Genomic DNA, 22,510 nt, shown 5'->3' on the forward strand with positions numbered 1-22,510 from the left:
TGTATTCGGGAGGCAGTTCACCCTCCATCGACACGGGCTGACCGTCGAAGAGTGTTCGTCGGAGAGTGCCTATGCTTGAACTGTCCAGGGGAAATGCGTAAGGAATGTTCATGCTTGACGTGAGACGACTGCGAGTACTGCAGTACCTGGCCACCCACGGAACCGTCGCGGCCGCAGCGGAGGCGCTGTTTCTGACCGCACCCGCCATTTCCCAGCAGCTGGCTGCGCTGGAACGGGAAGTAGGGCTGCCCGTCGTGGAGCGGCGCGGGCGCACTCTGCATCTGACGCCTGTCGGTGAGTTGCTGGTGTCCCATGCCGAGATCGTGCTGAGCAACCTGGCAGCCGCGGAATCGGATCTGGAGGCCATTCGCGGGGGCGGCCGCGGCCTGGTACGCGTCACCGCCTTCGCTTCCGCGGCCCGTGCTCTGATCGCTCCGGTGTGGAAGCAGATCCTGGATGACGAGGGGGCGACCGGAAGCTCGTTGACGCTGGAATTCGTCGAGCAGGAGCCCGAGGCCGCCTTGGAGTCCCTGCGCCGGCGAGACGTCGATCTGGCCGTCGTCCACGGGTACACGGTCTTGCCGCGGGACTTTCCGGGTGGATGTGAGCAGACCAAGCTCCTTGAGGAACCTGTCCTGCTCGCGCTGCATCCCGAACACGCCTCGCGCATGGGGTTGAAGCCGGGCGAATCCGTGGACCTGGCGCGCCTTTTTGACAGTGTCTGGCTCACGCCCGGACCGGAGACGTCCTGCTACGAGATGATCCAGCGCGCTTGCGGCGCGGCCGGTTTCGTGCCGACCGTCCGCTCCCGCAGCAGCGACTTCTCCGTGCTGGCGTCGCTGGTTGCCGCGGGCGCCGGAGCGGCCCTCCTGCCCCGGATGACCCTCCCGGACACGCTGCCCGGGCCGATCAGCCTGCACCGCCTCCTTCACCCGGTGACCCGCACGGTCTACTCGGTCACCCCGAGCGGTACGTCCCGGCGACCCGACATCCGTCACCTCCTGGAGCTGCTGCACCAGGCTGCCGAGACGGCCGTACTGCGGAAGCAGCCGATCTGAGGGCGCCCGGCGAAGGACTCCACGCCGTAACGTGCGGCTCGGTCTCAGCAAGCCTTCGCGATGTTCCGCAGCGCGGCGGTGAGTTGGGTGAGGTCATGACCGGCGAGGTCGTCGAGCATGCGTCGCCGCACGCTGGCCAGGTGGGCGGGCCAGGCCTCGCGGAGGCGGGCGAGCCCGCTGTCGGTGAGGACCGCGTTCCAGCCGCGCAGATCCTCGGTGCACCGGACGCGCTCGACGTATCCCTGCTTCTCAAGGCGGATGACGACTCGAGTCATCCCGCTGAGCGTGAGGGTGCAGGCCTCGGCGAGTTCACTCATCCGCATCTGACGGTCCGGCGCCTCTGACAGGAACATCAGGGGGGTGTACTCGGAGAGCCGCAACCCTCCGTCACGGATCATGTCCGCGTCGACCGCGCGCGGCAGCGCCATCATGACTTCGCCCAGCGCACGCACGAGCGCCTCTTCGGTGGCGTCCAAGGGGCGTAGGCCCTGCTCTGGAGGGTGCATGCCTCACACTCTATCTCCTTGATGCGTCAATCAAATAGTCGTCCTCTTGAGGAGCGTTTGCGTCGACAAGGCGAGTCAGTGGGGGTGGCCGCTCCGGCCGAGGGTCTCCACTGGGGTCGCGCCAGGGCGGGTCCACTGCGGTACGGGGCGGCTGGTCGGGCCCCAGGTGGCGTTCCCGTCCGCGTCCGAGCGCCAGGACCAGCACGCGTTGCGGCCCTCGGGCCAGTCCTCGGGGCTGTCCTGCCACGTCTCGCCGCGGCCGTACGGCGTCATGTCGAGCAGGCCGAGGGATCCGTTGACTCGCTCATTGCCACGCCCTGTCGTGGAGTAGGTGAGGAACGCGCGGTCCCCGTCGCGCAGGAAGCAGGTGATGTGACCCATGTGCCCGCCGACCGGCGCGTCCACGTCGCGCACCGAGTACCAGGGCTGGGTGTAGCCCATGAACTCGACATGGGAGGCCACCTCGTCCCAAGGACCCGTGGTCAGGACGGCGAACGAGACGCCGCGGGCGTTGAGGTAGACCGCGTCCTTCAGGTGCCAGGCCGTGGTGGTGCAGCCCTCGCACTGCCCCTGGTGCGGCGCGGAGTCGTACCACATGTGCTTGTAGACCACGAGCTCGTCGCTGCCCTGGAACAGGTCCAGGAACGGGACCGGGCCGTCGGGCCCGACGACCTCGACCGTCCCGTCGAACTCCACCATCGGCAGCCGGCGGCGGGCCGCGGCGAGGGCGTCGCCCTCGCGGGTGTGCGCCTTCTCGCGGACCAGAAGCTCGTCACGGGCCGCCTGCCAGGTGGCCAGGTCGACGACGGGCGGGCGGCCGGGCAGCGCGGTGGTCGGATCGTGCGGCGTGGTCGTCATGGTGTCCTCCGTGATGTCTCGTGCCGGGCAGCGTCCTACGCCGTCTTACGGCGGTCACCAGAACAGACTCGCGACCCGCCCGGAACTCATCGCGGCACGGGGCGCTCCCGGCTGAGCCCGCACGGATCATGTCGGGCTGACGAGCTCACAGACGGCGCCCCGGCACTGGGGGGCACGACAAGTTCGGCGCGGTCCTGGTCTCCGTGGACCACCGGCTCGCACCGGAGGCCACCGGCACCACCCTCGTCGACGACTGCTACCAAGGTCTGCTCTGGACCGCCGAACACGCCGCCGAGCTGGGCATCGACCCCGCCCGGATCATCGTCGCCGGCGCCAGCGCGGGCGGCGGACTCGCCGCCGGCCTCACGCTGCTGGCACGCGAACTCGGCACCCCGGCGATCGCCGCGCAGGTGCTGATCTGTCCCATGCTCGACCACCGCAACACCAGCACCTCCAGCCGCCAGTACGCCGACGCGCCCGGCGTCTGGACCGGCGAGATGAACACGTTCGGATGGCGCGCCGTCCTCGGCGACCTCACCGACGAGCAGATACCCCCGTACGTCTCACCCGCACTGGCCGCCGACCTCTCGGGCCTGCCGACCACCTACATCGACACCGGCTCCGCCGAAGTCTTCCGCGACGAGGACACCGACTACGCCACCCGCATCTGGGCGGCCGGCGGCCAGGCCGAACTCCACGTCTGGGCAGGCGGCTTCCACGGCTTCGACGCCCTGTTCCCACAGGCGCCCATCTCAGCAACGGCCCGCCGAACCCGCACCGACTGGCTGGCCCGAGTTCTGTCGCCGAACCGCTTCGCGTAATGCGGGCGACTGCGCAGGCGGCGAGCACACTGACTCGCCGCCTTGCCGGCGACCGGAGACCTGGTGGCAGCGTCAGCGCAGCGGGGGCGGCCCGTCCTCGGCCCCTGTTCCCCATCCAGACGGATCGGTGCCCACCGTGAACGCGAGGGACCGCATGTGCCGCAGCGCATCCGTCGTCAGATACGTTCGGCCGGACGGCGCGTTGTCGACCCGCGCCGACTGGATGTAGCGGCGGGCGTCCGAGGTGCCGGGTGCCGTCACCGTGAGCGCCCCGCGGGGATAGTAGCGGCGGTCCAGCCGCAGGTCGACGCGTTCGAAGACGGGCGTGGACAGGCCCCAGGTGTCATAGCCGGGCTGCACCGGGAAGATGCCGATCGAGGACAGCACGTTCCAGGCGGACATGGTGCCCAGGTCGTCGTTGCCGGTCATGCCGGTCGGGGCGTCCGTGAAGAGGGTCAGCGCGGCGTGCACGACATCGGTGGTCTTCCACGGCTGGCCGGTCGAGAGGTAGGTGTACGGGGCGATGAGGTCGGGCTCGTTCTGCGGGTTGTACTTGTCCGCGTTGTAGTAGTCGTACGGGCCGTTCACCCACACCTCGCGAGCCGTCTTCGCGGGGTCCCGCACCAACTGGTCATAGGCGAAGAAGGAGTCCAGCCGGTCGTTGGCCGCCTGCTTGCCGCCGATCAAACCGACCATCCCCGGCAGGTCCTGCGGTACGAGCCACTGATACTGCCAGGCCGTGCCCTCATGGAATCCCTCGCTGCGCGCCGGGTCCGCCGGGCCCGTGAAGGCGCCGGAGGCGTCGCGGGCGCGGAAGAAGCCGGTCGAGGTGTCAAAGATCTTCCGGTAGTTGTGGGCCCGGGCGGCGTAGCGTGCGGCGTCGGCGTCGTGGCCGAGGTTGCGGGCCATCTGGGCGAGCATTGCGTCCGACAGCGCATACTCCAGCGTCGCGGACGCACCGTGGTCGTAGTCGGAGTCACCGGGCTTCACGTGCGGACGGCCCTTGATGTAGGGCGCGAAGCCTCCCGCGATGTATTCGTCGTTGGCCTCGCGGCCCACGGCCGGCGAGTCGGCGGGCGGCACTCCGTCGGCGTTCTTCTTCAGCGCGCGGTAGGCCCGTTCCTCGTAGCCCTTGAGCAGACCCTGCTGGTAGGCGTTGGTGAGGAACGGGGTCACCGGGTCGCCGGTCATGATGTTCGTCTCGACCGTGCCGTAGCCCCACTTCGGCAGCCAGCCGCTCTCCTCGTCGATCTTGATGACGGAGATCGCCATGTCCCGCGCCTCGCGCGGCGCGAGCAGGGACAGGAGCTGGGACTGGGTGCGGTAGGTGTCCCACAGGGACCAGTTCTGGTAGTACGTGAAGCCCCGGGCGCGGTGGATCCTCTGGTCCCAGCCGGTGTATCGGCCGTCGGCGTCGCTCCCGATGTTGGGTGCCAGGAACGACCGGTACAGGGACGAGTAGAAGGTGCGACGGAGCGTGTCGCTGCCGCCCTTCGCACGTGCGGTTTCGAGTCGGTCCTCCCAGGCGAGCCGCGCGGCGTCGCGAACCTGGTCGAAGGAACGGCCGCCCTCGGCGCGGAGGTTGACGGTCGCGCCGTGCGCGTCGACGTACGAGAGGGCCGTCGTCGCCTCGACGGTCCGGTCCTTGGTCGTGTCGAAGCGGACGTAGGCGCCGTCCCGGCCAGTGTCCGAGCCGTCGGTGACCGTGGAGCCGTTCCAGGTGCCGTGGGCGGTGAACGGACGGTCGAAGCGGGTGATGGTGTAGACGGTGTACGGCTTGGTGTCCTGGCAGAAGCCGCTGCCGGTGATCGTGGTGCGCACGGTCCGGTTGTCGAGCACCTCGACCTTGGTGGAGACGTTGCGATGCAGTGACTGGCCGGCGTTCAGCAGGACGTTGGCCTTGTCGGTGGCCGGGAAGGTGTAGCGCTGCACGCCGGTGCGCGCGGTGGCGGTCAGTTCCGCGTCGATGCCGGTCTTCAACCCGACCTTGTAGTAGCCGGGGCTTGCCTTCTCCGCGTCGTGACTGAACTCGGCCTGGTACTTGGCGTCATCCGTCTGCGTGACCTCGCCGGTGGTCGGCAGCACCGGCAGGTCGCCGCCCAGGCCGCAGCCGACACCGGAGAGATGGACGAGGGAGAAGCCGCGGATGTGGTTCTGGGAGTAGTCGTAGCCGGTGTTGTGTCCGGTGTCCGGCGAGAACTGCACCATCCCGAAGGGCACCGCCGCGCCGGGGTAGGTGTTCCCTTCGTTCTCGGTGCCGATGAACGGGTTGACGAGATCGGTGAGTTCACTGTCCTCGGCGGCAGCCGCCTGGGACGCCACGGGCGCGATGAGTGCGGCGCCGAGGACCGCGAATGTCGCGAGCGTACTGCGTATGCGCCGAGTCCATCTCATGAGCGTCAACTCCCTGTCCTGGACAACGTTGTCATGACGGTCGCTCATCCTTCAGGTCACATGAGTGGCCGTCAAGAGCGTCATTGCCGAGGGAAGTTGGCGGAGTCTCGTGGTCGCTGGGGCTCAGTCGGCCGAGGCCGTCTCCGCTTCGGCTGCCGGCGAAGTCGATTCAGAGGCACGGCCAGGGTTCTGCCCGATGGTGCGAGGAGTGGTGGGCGACTCGGGAGTCTGGCCGCGCGGCCGCCTGAATGCCCCGACGGCCACCAGTCCGAAGCCAAGGAGCGCCGCGATCAGGTGGCCGATCGTGGTGAAGTCCGGCAGGGGCCCGGGCCACTCGGTACCGCCGAGGGGCCAGGCGAGCGCGAAGGCCGCCCAGGGGAGGCGGGCCCACCGGGGCAGGGCGAGTGTGCCGACCGCCATCACGGCCTGGGCGCCGTAACTGATCCCGTAGTCCGAAGCCTGCCGGACGGCCGCCGGATACCAGCCGTGCTGAAGTGCGACGGTCACGACGACAGAGGTGAGCAGGGTGGCTGCGACATGCCCGCCGAGGAACACGGCCACGGCGCGCGGCTTGCCCCACCGGCTCTCCACCCAGGCCAGGAAGCAGCAGACGCCGAGGCCCAGGGTGATGAAGGTCCCTACGAATTCGATTGAGGCGACATCCGTGAGCGTACCGTCGAAGAACAGCACGCTGCCGAGCAGTGAGGCCACTGGATGGTCATGCAGGTTGTCCAGGTCGGTGCTGACGTAGTTCAAGAGGGTGGCCGCCCGTTCGGCCGACAGCCCGTAGCTGACCCAGGCGTGGCTGACGAGGAGTAGGCAGACATAGACGAGGGTCAGCGGCGCACGGCGCGGGTACGCGCGGGCGGTACGGAGCAGGCGGCCCAAGTGGTCCCGCGGGGAGTGAGAGTTCATGCTGTGAGATTGTCCCGGTCGACCGACGCTGAGGAGTGGCAGGGTGCCGGTGGTCCGGCGTGTCGGAGTCCGAGTCCAGCCCTCCCCGGTCCTGCGTTTGCGGGCGTATGCACACCTCGAAGCCCGAGGCGCCTCAGGACAGGTGATGTCTGGATCGTAGATTGTGACCATGATCGAGGAAACCTCGCACGAACGGTTAGCGCGGTCCAGGCGGAGGCACGCCGCCCCGAAGAGGGCGAAAGGCGGGGGGCTGCTGCGGTCGTCCGCGCTGATGGCGGCGGGCACCGTGGTCTCACGTGCCACCGGGCTGATACGGCAAGTGCTGCAGGCGGCCGCACTGGGCACCGGGCTGCTGGCCACCACCTACAACCAGGCCAACACGGTGCCGACCAGTTTGTACTTCCTGCTGATCGGCGGCGCACTGAACTCTGTCCTGGTTCCCCAACTGGTCCGGGCCCGCGCCGAAGATCCCGATGGCGGCGCCGCCTTTGAACAACGCCTGGTGACCCTGGTGTTGTGTGTCCTCGGCGTGGGTTCCGTGCTGGCCACGTGGGCCGCCCCCGAGATCATCAGCGTCTACCAGCGTGACACGCCCGCCACACACGACGCGTTCGAACTGACCGTGGTCTTCGCCCGCTTCCTGCTCCCGCAGATCTTCTTCTACGGCGTGTTCAGCATCTTCGGTCAAGTCCTCAATGCCCGGAACCGGTTCGGCGCGATGATGTGGACGCCGGTCCTCAACAACATCGTCCTGATCACCATGTTCGGCCTGTATCTCGGCCTGATGACCGCACCGGAACAGGTCTCGGACATCACTGACGCCCAGGTCAGGCTGCTTGGGATCGGGACCACACTCGCTCTGGCGCTGCAGGCACTCGCCTTGATTCCCTACGCCCGCGAGGCCGGTTTCCGGTTCCGGCCGCGCTTCGACTGGCGAGGAACCGGACTGCGCAAGAGTGTGAGCGCCGCACGTTGGACCCTGCTCTTCGTACTGGCCAACCTCGTGGCGAGCACGGTGGTCACCCGCCTCGCATCCGCCGCGGACGCAACCCTGCCTCGCGACGGAGTCGGCTACACCGCTTACAGCTACGCCCAGCAGATATGGATGCTGCCCCAGTCGATCGTCACCGTCTCCCTCGTGACAGCCCTGCTGCCGCGCATGAGCCGCGCGGTGGCCGAGCACCGTCTCGACGACCTGCGTGCCGACCTGTCCCGCGCGCTGCGGGTCAGCGGCGTCGTCATCGTCCCGGCCGCCGTCTTCTTCCTCGCGTTCGGCCCGCAGATCGCCCAGCTGCTGTTCGCGCACGGCGCCCCCGACGCCGCCGCCACCGTGCCCCTGGGCCACATGCTGCAAGCCTTCGGCCTGGGACTGATCCCGTTCTCCGCCCAGTACCTCCTGCTGCGCGGTTTCTACGCCTTCGACGACACCCGCACGCCGTTCCGAATGGCTCTGTGGATCAGCGGCATCAACATCGCCCTCGCCGCGGCCTGCCATCTCCTGCTCTCCCCGCGCTGGGCGGTCACGGGGATGGCCGCCGCCTACGCCCTGTCCTACGCGATCGGCCTGCTGCTGACCGCCCTGCGGCTGCGACGACGCACGGAGGGGCTGCTGGACGGCCGACGGATCTGTCGCACCTACGCCAAGTTGACCGCGGCCGCCACTGCTGCCGGAGCCGTCGGGTGGCTCATCACCCACTCCTGGGTCCAGAGCCTCGCATCAGCCTCTTGGGCGCCGGCGCTTTCGCTGGCTGCGGGCGGCATCGTCATGGTCTTTCTGTTCCTCCTCTTCGCACGGATCTTGCGGATCGGGGAACTGCGTAGCCTGCCAGGGATGGGTTGAACCCGGCGCCAGTGGTCACACTGGTGACCTGAGGCAGAGATGTGTTGTACGGGCGATCGCCCGTCGCTCAGCTCTACTGATGCATCAGTGGATCGATCACGTGGGTTTTGTGCATTGGACGGATTGGTTCCGGGGTTCGTACGTTCGGCCGCAAGCCGTCAACACCGCCCTGGAGGTCCGCCGTGAGCACCGACACCTCGCACCCTCATGGTCGCCCGCCGGAAGCCATGTCGGCCGCGGCGGCACCTGCTCCGCCCGTGCCGCTCCTCGCCTACGTCCCCCTTGGCGAGCGTCCGCTCAGACGCCTTCCCCAACTGATCGCCGGCCTCGCCCTCTACGGATTCAGTCTCTCGGTCATGGTTCGGGCCTCGTTGGGCGTCAACCCCTGGAGCGTCCTCAACGAGGGGGTGGAGAACCACACGCCCCTCAGCTTCGGCATGGTCAGCGCCGTCGTCGGAGTCTGCGTGCTTCTGCTGTGGATCCCACTTCGGCAGAGACCGACACTCGGCACCGTCGCCAACGTGATCGTTCTGGCCTGCGCGTCGGATCTCGGCCTCGCACTGATCCCTCAGCATCTCGGGCTCCCGGTCCGGGCGTGTCTTCTGGCCGGAGGCATTCTCCTCAACGGATTCTCCATCGCCGTCTACGTCGGCGCACGCTTCGGACCGGGCCCCCGCGACGGACTGATGACCGGAATGTCCAGCGTCACCAAGGGCTCCATACGTGTCATCCGCACCTTGATCGAGATCACCGTGCTCGTGGTGGGCTGGCTGCTCGGCGGAAGCGTGGGCGTGGGCACAGTGGTGTACGCACTGAGCGTCGGTGCCATCACCCAGTTCTTCCTGCCCCGGTTCGCCTACCGCGGCGACACCGACCCCCGGGCGCCCGGGGCGCGCCGCGCTCCGCGCACGGATCCCGCCCAGGGTCTGCTGTGAATGTGGATCGCGCTCGCCGGTTCTACGCGGCCTTCTCCGCGGCGAGAGCGAGCCGGCGGTGGGTGCGGGCCATCATGGCGCGGGCCATGAACGGGTGGATCCTTTTCACGACGCCCCAATAGAGCCTGGAGCGCAACGCGTTCGTCTGCACCGAGCTGCACAGGGTGACGTATTCGTCATCGACGACGATCGAGGCCCAGGCGTCGAGGCCGGCCGTGCTCACCTCCATGAGCGCCTCGCCGTCCTGCTGCGCCGCGATGGGAAAGGCGTCACGCAGGATGCCCGTCCAGGCCGCCGGATTGCGTGGCATTCCGGGCCGCAGCTTCATCGCGTACGCGTCCTGGTAGTCGGGCCGGTCCACGGCTGTCCTGATCAGCCGGGCGCCCTCGGGAAACCCCACTGCTACGGGCCAGTTCTTGCCCATCGCGCACCTCCATACGCTGGCGTATGGAAACCGTACGGTAGCGTATGGTCATGGCGCAACGGCAGCAGAACAAGAAGGCGAGGCTCAGTGCCCGCGACTGGGCGGACGCCGCGCTCGCCGCCATCCGCGAAGGAGGCCTCGCGGCGGTGGCGGTCGAGCCGCTCGCTGCCCGCCTCGGCACCACGAAGGGCAGCTTCTACTGGCACTTCGGCAACCGCGAAGCACTGATCGAGGCCGCGCTCGCCCGCTGGATCGAGGCGGACACCGAAGAGATCATCGCTGCCGTGGAGACCGAGCCGGACCCGCAGCAGCGACTGCGCAGACTGTTCACCAAGGTCACCAAGCCCGCGGTCGCCGATCCGACCGAGCTCTCGCTGCTGGCCAGCATCGACCATCCCCAGGTCGCCGCCGCGCTGCGACAGGTCACCGAACGCCGGATCGGCTACCTGGCCGGGCTGTTCACGGAACTCGGCTTCGCCGAGGACGAGGCACGGCGGCGCGGACTGATGGCGTACAGCTTCTATCTGGGACACACCCAGCTCGGCCACGCCGTTCCGTCCGTACTGCCGTCGACCGAGGGCTTCCTTACGTACCTGGAGGCGACGATGGACGCGCTGCTCCGCCCGAAGTCCTGAGCTGCCGGTGGGGGAGTGGTCCGTGCCGGAGGCGCACGCGGCGCGGACCACCCCCGGCACATCGTTCGGGCCGTCAGGGCGTCAGCGAGTTGGACGGCGGTCCCGACGGGATCCCGTCGTCCGGGGGCGGGGTGTACTGCCACATGTCCGTCGGTGTGCTCAGCGGCGCGGGAGTCGGATCTGTGGGGTGGGCGAACGGCCCGGCATGGTTGTACATGAGCAGGAGCATGACTCCGACGAAGACGATGGTGATGATGATCAGGGCGAATCCGATGGGGTTTTGCGGGTTGTACTGGTAGCGGTTCGTCCCCCACTTGCTTCGCTTGAATATCGGTTCGTTGTCATCGAAGCGCACACGCAGGACCCTATGTGCCGGCACGCGTGGTGCGAAGCGGTCGTCACCACCACCGCCCGCGGCCGTTCTCCGGGGTGCCGAAAACCGGCCGGCATCTCACCACGTTCGCGACGTACTCAGGTGTGCGGGCAGTCCCGCCAGTGCCGTGAGTACGGTGTCGTTGGCATTCCGGTTGCCGACGGTGAGGCGGAGTCCCTCGCCGGGGTAGTGGCGTGCCTGGACACCGGCGTTGGTGAGTGCGGCGGCGGCCTCGTCGATCGGATCGGGTGCGGCGAGCCAGACGGAATTGGCGTGGCCGGGGCGTACGTGCCAACCGAGGGACACGAGTTCACGCCGGAGGCGCTCGCGTTCGGCGACGACGGTGTCCACGCGTAGGCGCAGCTCCCTTTCGGCCTGTAGTGAGGCCTTCACCGCCGCTGTTGCCACGGTGTTGATCCCGAAGGGCAACTGTTGCCGACGGATCCGCTCCACCAGGTCGGGAGCGCCGAGTCCGTAGCCGACGCGCAGGGCGGCGAGGCCGTATGCCTTGGAGAAGGTACGCAGGACCAGCAGGTTGGGGTGTGCGTCCAGGAGCGCGGATGTATTTGGTAGGCGCGTGTCGCGGGCGAACTCCACGTACGCCTCGTCGAGGAGCACGGTGACGCGTCGGGGGACGTGACGCAGGAATAGCGACAGCGCGTCGGCGGTGACGAGGCTTCCGGTGGGGTTGTGCGGATTGCACAGCACCACGACGCGGGTGCGCTGGTCGAGCGCAGCGAGCAGGGCGTCCAGATCCTGGTGTCCGTCCGGCGACAGCGGGATGGGGACAGGTTGAGCGCCGACCATCGCGGCCAGGAGTGGGTACGCGTCGAAGGTGCGCCAGGCGTAGGCCACCGTGTCGCCGGGCTGGACCACCGCCCGGAGCAACTGCAGGGCCACGCCGACCGATCCGCTGCCGACCGCGACGCGGTCGGAGGTCACCCGGCACCACGCGGCGATCTGCTCGGTGAGGTCGTCGGGGTGGAACGGCGGGTACCGGTGGGCCTGTGCGACGGCCCGTTGCATCGCCTCGCGTACCGAGGGCAGTGGGGGATACGGGCTCTCGTTCAGGGCAAGTCGGTGCAGCACCGGGATGTCCATGACTCAGTCCCGTCCGCCGTGCCAGCGAACGGCCACGGCACCGGCGAAGTCGCCCGCGTGGGCGAAGCCCCCGAGGACCATGAGGTCGCCGTCCTCCACCTGCCGGGAGCCGATCGCGCGGTCCAAGGTGATCGGGATGGCGGCGCCGAACAGATTCCCGTACTCGTCGAAGGTGTTCAGGTGCCGTTCGGCCGGCAGTTGCAGCGCCTCGCGCCAGTTCCGCAGGAACGTACGGTTGGGCTGGTTGGTGATGAGGACGTCGATGTCGGTGCTCGCCACGCCGAGCCGCCGGCACAGGTCCATGACCACCTCGGGGACGAGGCGGTTCCCGCGTGCCAGGACCTTGGCGACGCTTGCGTCGGTGAACCCGATCCGCAGCTGGGACTCTCCCGGCTCCCAGTACTTGCGACCGTCCTCGACCGCCACGGTCATGTCGCCGGCGTACGCGCCGATGTGCCGGGTCTCCACGTCGAGGACCGGCGACTGTGCCGACGTCGTCACGAACGCCACACCGCACCCGTCGCCCGGGATCGCTGCCTGGGCGAGTTTGCGCACCTCGGACTGGGTGAAGCATTGCCCAGCGGCGCTTTGCGCGTTGCAGATCAGCGCGGTCTTCGCGTCAGTGGTGGTGAGGATCTGCCGGGCCATCTTCAACATGTACACAAAGGACGCGCAGCCCGCGTTGGCCACGTCGACGAGCCACTCCGGGTTCAGTCCCAACCGACGCGCCACCTCGGTTCCGGCGCCCACGAACGGCAGGTCCGGCAACTGGCTGTGCACCAACAGCACGTCGACGGCTTGGATCTCCGCCGCGCCGTGCCGTTCGATCAGGGGTTGTACGGCCCGTTCGATCATGTCCGCGTTCGTCTCGTCCGCGGCCACATGGTGCCGTGACGGTGGGACCTTGAACATGGGGTGGTTGCGGAGCTTGTCCTCGGCTCCGGGGTACTCGGTGTAGAACTCCGCGGGGACCGGCTTGCCGGGAAGATAGCTCGCCACGTCGGTGAGGCTGACCGTCGTCACCGGGCCACCGCCTTGGCCGGAGCCACGCTGACGGGCAGGCCGCCCCGGTGCCGGTGTTCCAGGATCGCCTTGAGATTGTTCATCTCCAAGGTGTGCCCCGCGTAGAAGAGGTCCCAGTAGTCGCCCACCCAGGGCCGGTCCGGGCGGGGCGCCTTCTCGGGATGCGGGTTGGTGTCGTAGTAGGGGTGCCGGCAGTTGGTCCAGGTGATCACCGAACCGGGCTTGTCGAGCACCAGGCGGGCCGGGACGACACGCATCAGGTAGATCATCCACAGCTTCTCGCCCTGGTCCCACGAGCAGTGGTAGTCCACGGTCATGGCCTCCGGGTTGGCGACCACCTCGCAGTAGATCCTGGTGTCGTCCTCCAGCCGGTCGTGACCGACCCACAACCCCGGGGTGCCGCTGGGCGTGAAGTCCCGCAGGCTGCAGGTCCACTCCTCCAGATGGTGCCCCTGGCGCAGGTAGTCGTAGGCCTGCTCAGGGGGGCAGTCGACGTACTCGTGGATGGTGCAGTACTGCCCGTAGACCTGGTGGTGGGGGTAGACCGCGTGGGTGAGCTCCATGCAGTGGGCGGTCAGTTCCTGCTTGTCGGCGTTCTCGATCCGGATCAGACCGGGGATGTCAGCCAACGTGGACGACTCCTCGCTCATCTGAACCCTCCTTGCTCTTGGTGGCTTCGGTGAAGGACTGGAAGGGAAGGAACGGGGGGATCTCCCGTGGGTCGCAGGCCACCGCGACGAACGCCGGGCCGCCGGCCGCGTTGCCGCGCAGCAGGGCCGTGCGCAACTGTGCCGCGTCGTCGGCTCCCGTGGCCCCCAACGACGGGAAAGCGGCGGCCACTCCGGCGGCGATGTCGGTCGGGGCGAACAGGTCGTCGCTGCGGACGCCGCCCTGGAGGAACTCCTCGCGCAGCGCGCACATGGCGTGGGCGTTGTTGTTGAAGATCACGAACGTGACGGGTGCGTCGTACTCCACGGCGGTGTGCACCTCCATCCCGTGCATGAAGAAAGCCCCGTCGCCGGCGAGGACGTAGGTGCGTCGGCCGGTGGCGAGCGCGGCGCCGATGCCGGCACCGAAGGTGTAGCCCATGCCGCCCATACCGAGCGCCACCACGAAGCGGCCGTGGCGCGGTGCCGGGAGGAGATGGATCGCGCTGGCGCCCGTGTTGCCGGCGTCCACGAAGACGTGGGCGTCCTGAGGGAGTGCCGCCTCCACCGCGGCGACCGCCTGGTCATGGGGGACGGTTCGTTCCCGGTCCCGAAAGAGCGGACCTGGCACGGGCGCGGGAAGGGGGCCGGCGTGCGGCGGGCAAGGACGTGGGTGCGGTGGCAGCCGTACGGTCACCGCGCGCAGCGCGTCGCGCAGATTGCCACCCAGTGCGATGCCTGCCACGAACGGTGGTTCGGGGCCGAGGCAGACGACGTCGGTGGCGGCCAGGGCCCGGTCGAGCCCTCCGCGTGCCAGGAGCGGCAGTCGGGTACCGACCAGCAGGCACAGGTCGGCCCGCCGCAGACAGTCTTCGACGTTGGCGTGGCCCATCACCCCGGCTACGCCGGCGAATCGGGGATCACGGTTGTCGAAGACGTCCTTGGCGTCCGGGGTGACCGCCACCCATGCCCCGAGGCACTGGGCCAGTTCGGCCAGTTCCCCACGCGCGTCGTCGGCGGCAACGCCCTCACCGGCGATGACGAGGACGCGACCGGCCCCGTGAAGGGCGTCCGACACGGCGCCTAGGGCAGCTGTGTCGAGCCGCGCCGCGGATGCCGTCGCGGGGCCGCCCGGTGTCGGGGCCGTGTCGTGGGCGGGCACCTGGATGCGCGCCTGCTGCACGTCCTTGGGCAGCAACAGCACGGCCGGCCCGCGCGGTTCGGCCTGCGCCGCCGCCACTGCCAGGGGCAGCAACTCCGTGAGCGAGGACGCGTCGTCGACCCGGGCGCAGAACCGGGAGACGGGTGCGAAGACCTCCCGTGCGTCGAAGGAGCCCGCCTTGCCGCTGGAGTCCTGGAACGCCCCGTGCCCTTCCTGGCCGGTCGGCGGCTGACCCACCAGGGCCAGCACGGGCACCCGGGAGGCGTACGCCTCCGCCAGCCCCGGAACGAGATTCATCGCCCCGCCCCCCGAGGTGGCGGCAACAACGCCGAGGCGCCCGGTGACACGTGCGTATCCGTCGGCCATGGTGACGGCGGAGAACTCGTGTTTGGCGACGACGCCGCGGACGGCCCCGCCGCGGTGCACCGCGTCATACAGGTCCTCGATGTTCGCGCCGCCCACGCCGAACATGTGGGTGACGCCGACCCTGGCGAGTTCCCCGGCCAGATAGTCGACCGCCCGTACCGTTCCTGCCTCGCGTAATTCCGAGGTCGCGCTGGTCATACGGGGCTCCCCTCCCTCTCGTGGTGCCGGTCGATGAGGCCGGACGGCGAGATGACCTGAAAGCGGTGCCGGTATTCCTTGGGGGTGAGTCCCAGGGTTCGTCCGAAGGAGCGGAAGAACGTCTCGGTGGCGGCGAAGCCGCAGCGGCCGGCTATCTGGCCGATCGTCAGGTCTGTCGTCTCCAGCAGCTCGCGAGCGCGGGCGATACGCGTCCGCTCGACGTACTGGCCGGGTGTCGTGCCCACCTCGCGCCGGAAGACCCGGGCGAAGTTGCGCTGACTCATGTTGGCCTGCCGCGCGATCTCGGCCACGGGCAAAGGGTTGTCCAGGTTGTCGAGAATCCACTCCTGTGCCGCCCGGATCGGCGGGTGGTCGGCCAACTGGGCGTCGAGGACTGCGCTGTACTGGGACTGCCCTCCGTGCCGCTTGAGGAACAGCACCAGAAAGCGTGCCGTCTCCAGCGCGAGCGCCGATCCGTGATCCGCCTCCACGAGGGCCAGCGCCATGTCGATGCCCGTCGACACGCCCGCCGAGGTCACGAAGGGACCGTCCCAGACGAAGATCGGCTCGGCGTCCACCGTCACATCCGGATAGCGGCACGCCAGCGCCTCGCTGTAAGCCCAGTGAGTGGTGGCGCGCCTGCCGTCCAGGAGGCCCGCCTCGGCCAGCAAGAAGGATCCGCCGCATACGGAGGCGACTCTGCGCGACCGGGCCGCTGCCTCGCCGATCCAGGATACGAGCGCCTGGTCCTGGAGCGCGTTGCCGACACTCCAGCCGCCCGGCACGAGAAGCGTATCGATCGGACCCTGCCCCGCTTCCAGCGGCGAGGCCCCGACCACCACCCCCGAACTCATGCGCACCAGCGGTGCGTCGGCGGACACGAAGTCGGTCCGGTAGGGCGTGCCCGAGGGCCCCAGGAGCCGGTTCGCGGTATCGAACACTTCAATCGGTCCGGTGACGTCCAGGGCCATCGCGCCCGTGTACACCACCACAACAACACGTCGCTCCAACACAGTCACAGCCTGTATCGAACGCCGCACTGGCTGCAATGACAGATTACTGACGTATCCGGCCAACAAGCGGCGCGGAACGCGTACGACCTGCGCTGGCAAGGCAGTTCGTACCCCGAGCAGGCAGCGCCGGGTGAGACAGTTCACAGGACGTCGGCGCGGGTGCGCGCCGCATCGGATCGGGCCGGAGCGTGCGTGAGGCTTGCGCGCCCATGAAGCCGGACGCCTGTGAGCCGGTCGGCACGAGGGGTGAGTGGCCCTGGGCGACCGAGGTCCTGGATTCCCCTGCGGCGTCGGACCGCATAGGTTTCGGGCATGCCCGAGACATACACGGATGCGCTGATCGGTCGTCAGGACGAGATACGGCGGCTCGACGCCCTGCTCCAAGCGGCGCGGGAGAGCCGGGGCGGCGCCCTGGTCCTGCGTGGTGAGCCGGGCATCGGCAAGAGCGCGCTGCTGCGGCACGTGGACGAGGCCGCCGCCGGATTCTTCGTCATACGGGCGTCCGGCGCGGAGTTCGAGATGGAGCTGCCGTTCGCCGCGCTGCACCAACTGCTCGCGCCCGTCACCGGCCGGCTCACGGCGTTGCCCGCGCCGCACCGCAAGGCGCTGGAGATCGCTTTCGGCCTCGACACCGGCACACCCGATCCGTTCCTGGTCGGTGCCGCGTCGCTGGGCCTGTTGGCGGAGACCGTGCAAGAACGCCCGCTCCTGTGCGTCGTCGACGACGCACAGTGGCTGGACCAGGCGTCGGCCAAGGCGCTGGCCTTCCTGGCCCGTCGCATCTCGGCCGAGTCGGTCGCCCTCGTGTTCGCGGCGCGCGAGCCGAGCCGCCTGCCCGAGCTGGACGAGCTGCCCGGCCTTCGGCTCCAGGGGCTCGGCGCGTCGGATGCTCGCGCACTGCTGGATGTGGCGAGCCGCGCCCCGCTGGACGAGCGGGTGCGCGATCGCATCCTGGCCGAGTCGCGCGGCAATCCCCTCGCGCTGGTGGAGCTTCCCAGGACCGCCGGACTCGCCGGAATGGCGGGCGGGTTCGCCCAGCCCGACTCGGTACCCGGCGTGATCGAGCGGAGCTTCAGGTCCCGGCTGGAGCTCCTGGCGCCGGAGGCCCGGCTGCTGGTGACCGTCGCCGCCGCCGACCCGACCGGCGACCCCGGCCTGCTGTGGCGTGCGGCCGAACTGCTGGGCATCGACGCGAGTGCCGCCGCCCAGTGTGCCCCGTTGGTCGAGTTCGGCACCCGGATCCGGTTCAGCCACCCCCTTGCCCGCTCGGCCGCCTATCGCGCGGCGACACCGCAGGAGCGGGCGAGGGCGCACGAGGCGCTGGCCGCGGTGACCGACCCGGTCGCCGACCCCGACCGGCGCGCCTGGCACCGGGCCCAGGCCAGTGCCGGCCCGGACGAGGAGGTCGCCGCCGAGCTCGAAGCCTCGGCCACGCGCGCCCGGGAACGTGGCGGTGTCGCGGCGGCGGCAGCCTTCCTCGAACGCTCGGCCGCGCTCACGATCAGCCCGGTCCGGCGCGCCGAGCGGGTTCTCGCCGCCGTCCGGGCCAAGCTCTCGGTGGGCGACTTCGACACGGCGGCCGAGCTGCTCACCACGGTCCCGGCCGACGATCCGGGCCAGGCCGCCAGGGCCGACCTGCTGCGCGGCAAGCTGTCGTTCGTCCGCCGCCGGGGAGACGAGGGCCCCACGGCGTATCTCCTGCGTGCCGCCGCCCGGCTGGCGGCCACCGACCCCGCCTGGTCGCGGGAGTGCTATCTGGACGCCGTCGAGATGGGCCTTCTGCTCGGCGGCCTCGACCACGTGGTGGAGGCCGCGAGGAAGGCCCCGCCGGCGGGCGAGCCGGTGTCCGGCGCCGCGGCGGTCCTGACCGGCCTGATCAACCTGGTCGGCGACGGGCATCCGGCGGCGGGGGAGATCCTCGGGCCGATCGTCGCCGACGCCGACGCCGAGGTGTGGGCCAGGCGGCCGTCACTGGGCTTCATGCTGGCCACAGAGCTGTGGAACATCGACGCCATGCACGGCATCGCCACCCGTGCCGTCGCGGCCGGCCGCGAGTCGGGCTCCTTCCACGCGCTGCCCATCGGGCTGGCCATGCAGGCCGCCGTGACCGCGCACACCGGCGACTTCGGTGCCGCGATGGAGCTGATCTCCGAGGAGGAGGCGATCGCCGATGCCACCGGCGCGGCGCCGCTCGTCTATCCGCGCCTCCACCTGGCCGCGCTGCGCGGGCGGCGCAAGGAGGCCGCCGAGTTGTTCGCATCGGTGGACCACCGGATGAGCCTGAGCGCCCAGTGGGCGACGGCCGTGCTCAGCAACGGCCTGGCCGACTACCCGGCGGCGCTGAAGGCGGCGAAGCAAGCGGTCGAGTACGGCGCCGTCGGCACGGCCGGCCTTGCCCTGCCCGAGCTGGTCGAGGCGGCCATGCGGTGCGGCGAGACCGAGGTCGCCGCAGCGGCACTCGCGTCCCTCCAAGAGCGCACCCAGGTGGTCCGACAGCCGTGGGGGCTTGGCGTCGAAGCCTACGCGCGGGCCCTGGTGACCGAGGACGAGTCCGCCTATCAGGAGGCGATCGCCCTGCTCGACGACAGCGCAGTGGTCGTCTACCGCGCCCGGGCACAACTGCTGTACGGAGAGTGGCTGCGCCGCCAGGGCCGACGCCGTGACGCGCGCTCCGCGCTGCGCCTGGCGCACGAGCCGCTGTCCGATCTCGGTGTGGAGGCGTTCGCCGAACGTGCCGCGGGCGAGTTGCGTGCCACCGGCGAACAGGCCCGCAGCCGCACGTCGAAGGCATCGGACCAGCTGACGATGCAGGAGGTGCACATCGCACGCCTGGTCGCCGACGGCGCCACCTCCAAGGAAGTGGCGGCGAAGCTGTTCCTCAGCCCGCGGACGGTCGACGCGCATCTGCGCAACATCTTCCGCAAACTCGGCCTCACTTCACGCAGACAACTGCGTGACCTGCCCGACGTCCGTTAGCCGCATGGTGGTGGCCGCGGCCTCGGGACCGTTCATCGACTCCACGGGGCCGGGCCAGTTCAACCCGTACTTGGCCCGGTAGGCACCGGAGACACGCTGGACCAGCTCGGGGTCCTCCACCGGCCGCAGAGCGACGGACAACCGGACCCCGGGCACCTCCACCTCCACCTCCGTGTCCGTATGCCGTAGAACCCGGCGGTACCAGGCACTGCGCCGGCCGAAGGCCGAGCGCACGTACGCCTCCCCGTCGAGCACCACCACCCAGACCGTCCTGGCCGACCACCGGCCGTCCGCACGCCGAACCCACAAGACGATCTCCGCACGATCCATGTCAGCGCTCATGGACCAACCTTCACCGCGGCGGCACTACGTACGCGTCGGCGGTCTTCACCTAGATAGGCGGGCTCCACCGACGCGAGAGCGGTGCTCTCGCAACGAAGCTGAATGCCATGACGAACATCGACATGAAGCCCGAAAACGCGAACGACACCGACACCGACATCGCCACCGAGACCGACACGTACACCGCGGAGGCGACCCCCGGCGCACAGGCGCCTCACCACAAGGACTCGAAGAAGAACAAGGGCACGAAGAAGAACAAGGCCCGGCGCCGCACCGCCAAGGCACTGGCGTACTTCGCCCTGATCTTCAGCGGACTCCTGGTCCTGGCCGAGCCGTGGCTGCTGCTCCCGGTCGCCGCCCTGCTCCTGGCGATCTCCCTCTGGGACTGACGGCGGCCGCCGAGATGACGCCGCGCCGCGATCCCCACGCTTCCGCTGCCAGGACGGCCCGCGACCGGGGCCTGTCGAACAGGTGTGGACAGGAGTGGACAGTCCGGGCTCCTGGCAGGCCTGGAATGTGCACACCGGCTCGTACGACGGTGTGCGCTGTGAACCTCAAGCGCACACCACCGGCTCCGGTAACGCCCGCCTCTCGTCCGGGAGCCGTGCTCGCGGCGCTCGCCGCAAGCCAGTTCATCATCATGGTCGCGACCTCGATCGTGAACGTGGCGCTGCCGCACATTCGTGCCGGCGTGGGTCTGTCGGACAGCGAAACCACCTGGGTGGTCAATGCCTACAGCCTCGTGTTCGGGGCGCTGCTGCTGGCGGGAGGCCGGGCGGCCGATCTGCTCGGCCGCCGCCGGGTGTTGATCGCCGGGCTCGCGCTCTTCGCGGTGGCTTCGCCGGCGGCAGGACTGGCCTCTTCCTCCAACGTGTTGATCGCCGCCCGAACTGTTCAAGGTGTCGGCGCCGCCGCCATCGCCCCGGCCGGGCTCGCCCTGGCCATGGAGCTGTTCCCGTCCGGTCCCGCACGGGGCAGAGCGCTGGCGGTGTGGGGAGCGGTCTCGGGCGCGGGAGGAGCGTCCGGTGTTCTGCTGGGCGGAGTCCTCACGCAGGCGTGGGGCTGGCCCTGGATCTTCTACTCCGTCGCGTTCGGGACGGCACTGGTGCTGGCCGCCGTGGCGCTCTTCGTCCCGCGCACGGCCGCGCGCAAGGCCGGGCGGTTCGATTGGCTGGGCACTGCCACGGTCAGCTTCGCCCTGACCTGCCTGGTCTGGGGCCTGATCACCGCACGCGCCACCGGTTGGACGGACCCCCGGGTGCAGGGCGCCCTCCTCGGCGCCGGCGCGTTGCTCGCGGCCTTCGTCGTGATCGAACGTCGCCGGCCGGACGTGCTGGTACCGCCGAGGCTGTTCACCACTGGGCGCGTGGCCGTGGGCAACCTGCTGATGGCGCTGCAGGGGTCGGTGTGGATCGCGCTGTTCTTCTTCCTGTCGCTCTACCAGCAACAGGTCCTGGGAATGCGGCCCCTGGCCACGGGTGCGGGCCAACTCCCCTTCGCCCTGGCCAATATGCTCGGCTCCACGCTGGCACCGCGCCTCTCCCGGCGGATCGGCGCCCGGGCGACCGTGACCGCGGCGCTGTGCACCGAGGCCGGCGGAATGCTGTGGCTGTCCGGGATCAGCGTCCACGGCAGTTACTTCGCGGATGTCCTCGGCCCCAGCATCCTGATCGGCCTGGGACTGAGCATCACTTTCGTCCAACTGACAGCACTGGCCGTGGACGGGGTCCCGGGACAGGAAGCGGGCCTCGCCGGTGGACTGGTCAACACCACCCGCCAGGTCGGCGGCGTGATCGGCCTCGCCGCTCTGACCACCCTGGCCGGCTCCGTCACCGCCGCCGGCCATCAGACCCACCTCGAAGCCCTCACCGCCGGCTACCGCACCGCGTTCGCCGCCTCCGCCGCGCTCCTCACGGCCACCGCGCTCCTCGCCATGGCGCTCACCCGCCGGACCCGCCGCAACGGCGGCGCCCTCGCACACACGACGACCACGCCCACAGCGCCCGCTCAACAGGAAGAGAACTCGCGCAGCGCACCCGCAACTTGACCGCCCGGCCGCTCCACCTGACAGCCAACTGCCGCAACACCGCCGCCCCGGCCGTCGCCCACTCCGGATCGACGGGCCTCACCGCACACCGGGCGTGGCGGGCTGCGCGGTTGCACTGCTGCTGGGGTGGTGGGCACGCCATACGAGGAAAGTCGACGTGGCGACCAGGCACCACACGGCGAGCACCGCATAGGGCTCGACATGCTGGTTGTGCGGGAAATAGATGGCATTGCGCTGGGCATTCACCGATGCGCCCGGCGGCAGGAACCGTCCCAATCGCCCCGACGGAAGAGAACTGCACCTACCCCGACAACGCGGACCGCACCTCCATGACGCTCGGCGACGGCAACGACACCATCACCTGCAACAACGCCACCGGCCAGGCCCACTACATAGCCGCGATCGACCTTGGCGACGGCAAGGACAGGTCGACCCACATCGGCAGCGTCGACGGCAACGAGGTCGAGGGCGGACCCGGCGACGACACCATCCGGCTGGGCACCTACGGGATGGCCTTCGCCGAAGCCGGCAACGACACGATCTACACCGCGGACAGGGCTGTCGCGACGGACCAGAGTGGCGTCGACACGATCTATGCCAACGGAGACGAGACCGACGCCGGCGGGGGCACGGGCAACGACTTCATCTACGGCGGCCCGGGCCGGCAGCGCCTGAACGGCGGAGACGGCAACGACACGGTGCGCGGCGGCACCGGCAACGACATCGTGTACGGCAGCCCGGGCGCCGACATCCTCTACGGCAACAGCGGCAACGACACGCTGTATGGGAACAGCGGCGACGACAGGCTGTACGGCGGTCCGGGCAAGGACACGCTCTCGGGCGGGCCCGGCGCGGACGTCCTGTGCCAGGACTGAG

Annotated in this window: 21 protein-coding genes and 1 pseudogene; 9 read left to right on the forward strand and 13 right to left on the reverse strand. The window is 69.6% G+C overall.

Translation table 11 applies throughout. The annotated features are described in order from the left end of the window. Positions 1 to 110: 110 nt before the first annotated feature. The gene (locus ACWGKT_RS16395) at positions 111 to 1,058 is read left to right on the forward strand and encodes a LysR family transcriptional regulator (protein WP_453274150.1); all 948 of its coding nucleotides are present in this window, start codon (positions 111 to 113) and stop codon (positions 1,056 to 1,058) included. Between the two features lie 44 nt (positions 1,059 to 1,102). Here the strand turns inward: ACWGKT_RS16395 and ACWGKT_RS16400 are convergent, their stop codons facing one another. Further along, positions 1,103 to 1,564: a MarR family winged helix-turn-helix transcriptional regulator gene (locus tag ACWGKT_RS16400; RefSeq protein ID WP_356154635.1), complete on the reverse strand. Its 462-nt coding sequence runs from the start codon at positions 1,562 to 1,564 to the stop codon at positions 1,103 to 1,105. 75 nt (positions 1,565 to 1,639) lie between these two features. Further along, complete coding sequence (locus tag ACWGKT_RS16405) at positions 1,640 to 2,422, reverse strand: DUF899 family protein (RefSeq protein ID WP_453274151.1); 783 nt, start codon at positions 2,420 to 2,422, stop codon at positions 1,640 to 1,642. Positions 2,423 to 2,598: 176 nt separating this feature from the next. Here ACWGKT_RS16405 and ACWGKT_RS16410 point away from each other — a divergent pair. After that, a pseudogene (locus tag ACWGKT_RS16410) lies at positions 2,599 to 3,243 on the forward strand (alpha/beta hydrolase fold domain-containing protein); the annotation flags it as partial. 72 nt (positions 3,244 to 3,315) lie between these two features. Here the strand turns inward: ACWGKT_RS16410 and ACWGKT_RS16415 are convergent. Together ACWGKT_RS16415 and ACWGKT_RS16420 are read right to left on the reverse strand one after the other, a co-directional pair. Then, a complete protein-coding gene (locus tag ACWGKT_RS16415) occupies positions 3,316 to 5,637 on the reverse strand; it encodes a GH92 family glycosyl hydrolase (protein WP_453274152.1) in 2,322 nt (773 codons plus the stop codon). A gap of 123 nt (positions 5,638 to 5,760) precedes the next feature. Further along, positions 5,761 to 6,552 carry a rhomboid-like protein gene (locus ACWGKT_RS16420; protein WP_453274153.1) on the reverse strand — a complete coding sequence of 264 codons (792 nt, stop codon included), beginning with the start codon at positions 6,550 to 6,552 and terminating at the stop codon, positions 5,761 to 5,763. 169 nt (positions 6,553 to 6,721) lie between these two features. Between ACWGKT_RS16420 and murJ the strand changes: the two genes are divergently transcribed. Both murJ and yczE read left to right on the forward strand, forming a co-directional pair. Beyond that, entirely contained in the window at positions 6,722 to 8,392 is a 1,671-nt protein-coding gene (murJ, locus tag ACWGKT_RS16425; protein ID WP_453274154.1) for a murein biosynthesis integral membrane protein MurJ, read from the forward strand. A 227-nt stretch (positions 8,393 to 8,619) separates the two neighbouring features. Continuing rightward, complete coding sequence (gene yczE, locus ACWGKT_RS16430; RefSeq protein ID WP_453274206.1) at positions 8,620 to 9,327, forward strand: membrane protein YczE; 708 nt, start codon at positions 8,620 to 8,622, stop codon at positions 9,325 to 9,327. Between the two features lie 22 nt (positions 9,328 to 9,349). Here the strand turns inward: yczE and ACWGKT_RS16435 are convergent, their stop codons facing one another. After that, positions 9,350 to 9,751, reverse strand: coding sequence for a hypothetical protein (locus ACWGKT_RS16435; RefSeq protein ID WP_453274155.1), 402 nt, complete (start codon positions 9,749 to 9,751; stop codon positions 9,350 to 9,352). 50 nt (positions 9,752 to 9,801) lie between these two features. Between ACWGKT_RS16435 and ACWGKT_RS16440 the strand changes: the two genes are divergently transcribed. Continuing rightward, positions 9,802 to 10,386, forward strand: coding sequence for a TetR/AcrR family transcriptional regulator (locus ACWGKT_RS16440; RefSeq protein WP_453274156.1), 585 nt, complete (start codon positions 9,802 to 9,804; stop codon positions 10,384 to 10,386). Between the two features lie 73 nt (positions 10,387 to 10,459). Here ACWGKT_RS16440 and ACWGKT_RS16445 read toward each other — a convergent pair whose 3' ends face one another. The 6 genes from ACWGKT_RS16445 to ACWGKT_RS16470 form a co-directional block, all read right to left on the reverse strand. Beyond that, positions 10,460 to 10,741 (reverse strand): hypothetical protein, encoded by a 282-nt coding sequence (locus tag ACWGKT_RS16445; protein WP_453274157.1) that lies wholly within the window; start codon positions 10,739 to 10,741, stop codon positions 10,460 to 10,462. 96 nt (positions 10,742 to 10,837) lie between these two features. Continuing rightward, positions 10,838 to 11,860, reverse strand: coding sequence for a histidinol-phosphate transaminase (locus ACWGKT_RS16450; protein WP_453274158.1), 1,023 nt, complete (start codon positions 11,858 to 11,860; stop codon positions 10,838 to 10,840). Between the two features lie 3 nt (positions 11,861 to 11,863). After that, a complete protein-coding gene (locus ACWGKT_RS16455) occupies positions 11,864 to 12,883 on the reverse strand; it encodes a 3-oxoacyl-ACP synthase III family protein (protein WP_356154603.1) in 1,020 nt (339 codons plus the stop codon). Next, complete coding sequence (locus ACWGKT_RS16460) at positions 12,880 to 13,533, reverse strand: SRPBCC family protein (RefSeq protein ID WP_453274159.1); 654 nt, start codon at positions 13,531 to 13,533, stop codon at positions 12,880 to 12,882. The genes ACWGKT_RS16455 and ACWGKT_RS16460 overlap by 4 nt, the downstream gene beginning before the upstream one ends. Further along, positions 13,505 to 15,256, reverse strand: a complete 1,752-nt coding sequence (locus ACWGKT_RS16465) for a thiamine pyrophosphate-binding protein (protein WP_453274160.1) — start codon at positions 15,254 to 15,256, stop codon at positions 13,505 to 13,507. Before ACWGKT_RS16465 ends, ACWGKT_RS16460 begins: the two co-directional genes overlap by 29 nt. After that, positions 15,253 to 16,269, reverse strand: a complete 1,017-nt coding sequence (locus tag ACWGKT_RS16470; protein ID WP_453274207.1) for a GlxA family transcriptional regulator — start codon at positions 16,267 to 16,269, stop codon at positions 15,253 to 15,255. Before ACWGKT_RS16470 ends, ACWGKT_RS16465 begins: the two co-directional genes overlap by 4 nt. A 312-nt stretch (positions 16,270 to 16,581) precedes the next feature. On the opposite strand from ACWGKT_RS16470, the gene ACWGKT_RS16475 reads away from it, so the two are divergent. Next, complete coding sequence (locus tag ACWGKT_RS16475; RefSeq protein ID WP_453274161.1) at positions 16,582 to 19,245, forward strand: ATP-binding protein; 2,664 nt, start codon at positions 16,582 to 16,584, stop codon at positions 19,243 to 19,245. Here the strand turns inward: ACWGKT_RS16475 and ACWGKT_RS16480 are convergent. After that, positions 19,207 to 19,587 (reverse strand): DUF2255 family protein, encoded by a 381-nt coding sequence (locus ACWGKT_RS16480; protein ID WP_453274162.1) that lies wholly within the window; start codon positions 19,585 to 19,587, stop codon positions 19,207 to 19,209. The two genes, ACWGKT_RS16475 and ACWGKT_RS16480, sit on opposite strands and share 39 nt — an antisense overlap. 107 nt (positions 19,588 to 19,694) lie before the next feature. On the opposite strand from ACWGKT_RS16480, the gene ACWGKT_RS16485 reads away from it, so the two are divergent. Beyond that, positions 19,695 to 19,976, forward strand: a complete 282-nt coding sequence (locus tag ACWGKT_RS16485; protein WP_453274163.1) for a hypothetical protein — start codon at positions 19,695 to 19,697, stop codon at positions 19,974 to 19,976. A gap of 158 nt (positions 19,977 to 20,134) precedes the next feature. Further along, a complete protein-coding gene (locus ACWGKT_RS16490; RefSeq protein ID WP_453274164.1) occupies positions 20,135 to 21,634 on the forward strand; it encodes an MFS transporter in 1,500 nt (499 codons plus the stop codon). Between the two features lie 78 nt (positions 21,635 to 21,712). Here ACWGKT_RS16490 and ACWGKT_RS16495 read toward each other — a convergent pair whose 3' ends face one another. After that, complete coding sequence (locus ACWGKT_RS16495; RefSeq protein WP_453274165.1) at positions 21,713 to 21,910, reverse strand: hypothetical protein; 198 nt, start codon at positions 21,908 to 21,910, stop codon at positions 21,713 to 21,715. 53 nt (positions 21,911 to 21,963) lie between these two features. Between ACWGKT_RS16495 and ACWGKT_RS16500 the strand changes: the two genes are divergently transcribed. Next, entirely contained in the window at positions 21,964 to 22,509 is a 546-nt protein-coding gene (locus tag ACWGKT_RS16500; protein ID WP_453274166.1) for a calcium-binding protein, read from the forward strand. Position 22,510 lies beyond the last annotated feature (1 nt).

The organism is Streptomyces sp. NPDC054794 (assembly GCF_053611585.1).

Excerpts from the sequence above, each read along its gene's own strand:
- ACWGKT_RS16395 (WP_453274150.1), top strand. The coding sequence starts at position 111 with ATGCTTGACGTGAGACGACTGCGAGTACTGCAGTACCTGGCCACCCAC.
- ACWGKT_RS16400 (WP_356154635.1), bottom strand. The coding sequence starts at position 1,564 with ATGCACCCTCCAGAGCAGGGCCTACGCCCCTTGGACGCCACCGAAGAG.
- ACWGKT_RS16405 (WP_453274151.1), bottom strand. The coding sequence starts at position 2,422 with ATGACGACCACGCCGCACGATCCGACCACCGCGCTGCCCGGCCGCCCG.
- ACWGKT_RS16415 (WP_453274152.1), bottom strand. The coding sequence starts at position 5,637 with ATGAGATGGACTCGGCGCATACGCAGTACGCTCGCGACATTCGCGGTC.
- ACWGKT_RS16420 (WP_453274153.1), bottom strand. The coding sequence starts at position 6,552 with ATGAACTCTCACTCCCCGCGGGACCACTTGGGCCGCCTGCTCCGTACC.
- murJ (WP_453274154.1), top strand. The coding sequence starts at position 6,722 with ATGATCGAGGAAACCTCGCACGAACGGTTAGCGCGGTCCAGGCGGAGG.
- yczE (WP_453274206.1), top strand. The coding sequence starts at position 8,620 with ATGTCGGCCGCGGCGGCACCTGCTCCGCCCGTGCCGCTCCTCGCCTAC.
- ACWGKT_RS16435 (WP_453274155.1), bottom strand. The coding sequence starts at position 9,751 with ATGGGCAAGAACTGGCCCGTAGCAGTGGGGTTTCCCGAGGGCGCCCGG.
- ACWGKT_RS16440 (WP_453274156.1), top strand. The coding sequence starts at position 9,802 with ATGGCGCAACGGCAGCAGAACAAGAAGGCGAGGCTCAGTGCCCGCGAC.
- ACWGKT_RS16450 (WP_453274158.1), bottom strand. The coding sequence starts at position 11,860 with ATGGACATCCCGGTGCTGCACCGACTTGCCCTGAACGAGAGCCCGTAT.
- ACWGKT_RS16460 (WP_453274159.1), bottom strand. The coding sequence starts at position 13,533 with ATGAGCGAGGAGTCGTCCACGTTGGCTGACATCCCCGGTCTGATCCGG.
- ACWGKT_RS16465 (WP_453274160.1), bottom strand. The coding sequence starts at position 15,256 with ATGACCAGCGCGACCTCGGAATTACGCGAGGCAGGAACGGTACGGGCG.
- ACWGKT_RS16475 (WP_453274161.1), top strand. The coding sequence starts at position 16,582 with ATGCCCGAGACATACACGGATGCGCTGATCGGTCGTCAGGACGAGATA.
- ACWGKT_RS16480 (WP_453274162.1), bottom strand. The coding sequence starts at position 19,587 with ATGAGCGCTGACATGGATCGTGCGGAGATCGTCTTGTGGGTTCGGCGT.
- ACWGKT_RS16485 (WP_453274163.1), top strand. The coding sequence starts at position 19,695 with ATGACGAACATCGACATGAAGCCCGAAAACGCGAACGACACCGACACC.
- ACWGKT_RS16500 (WP_453274166.1), top strand. The coding sequence starts at position 21,964 with ATGACGCTCGGCGACGGCAACGACACCATCACCTGCAACAACGCCACC.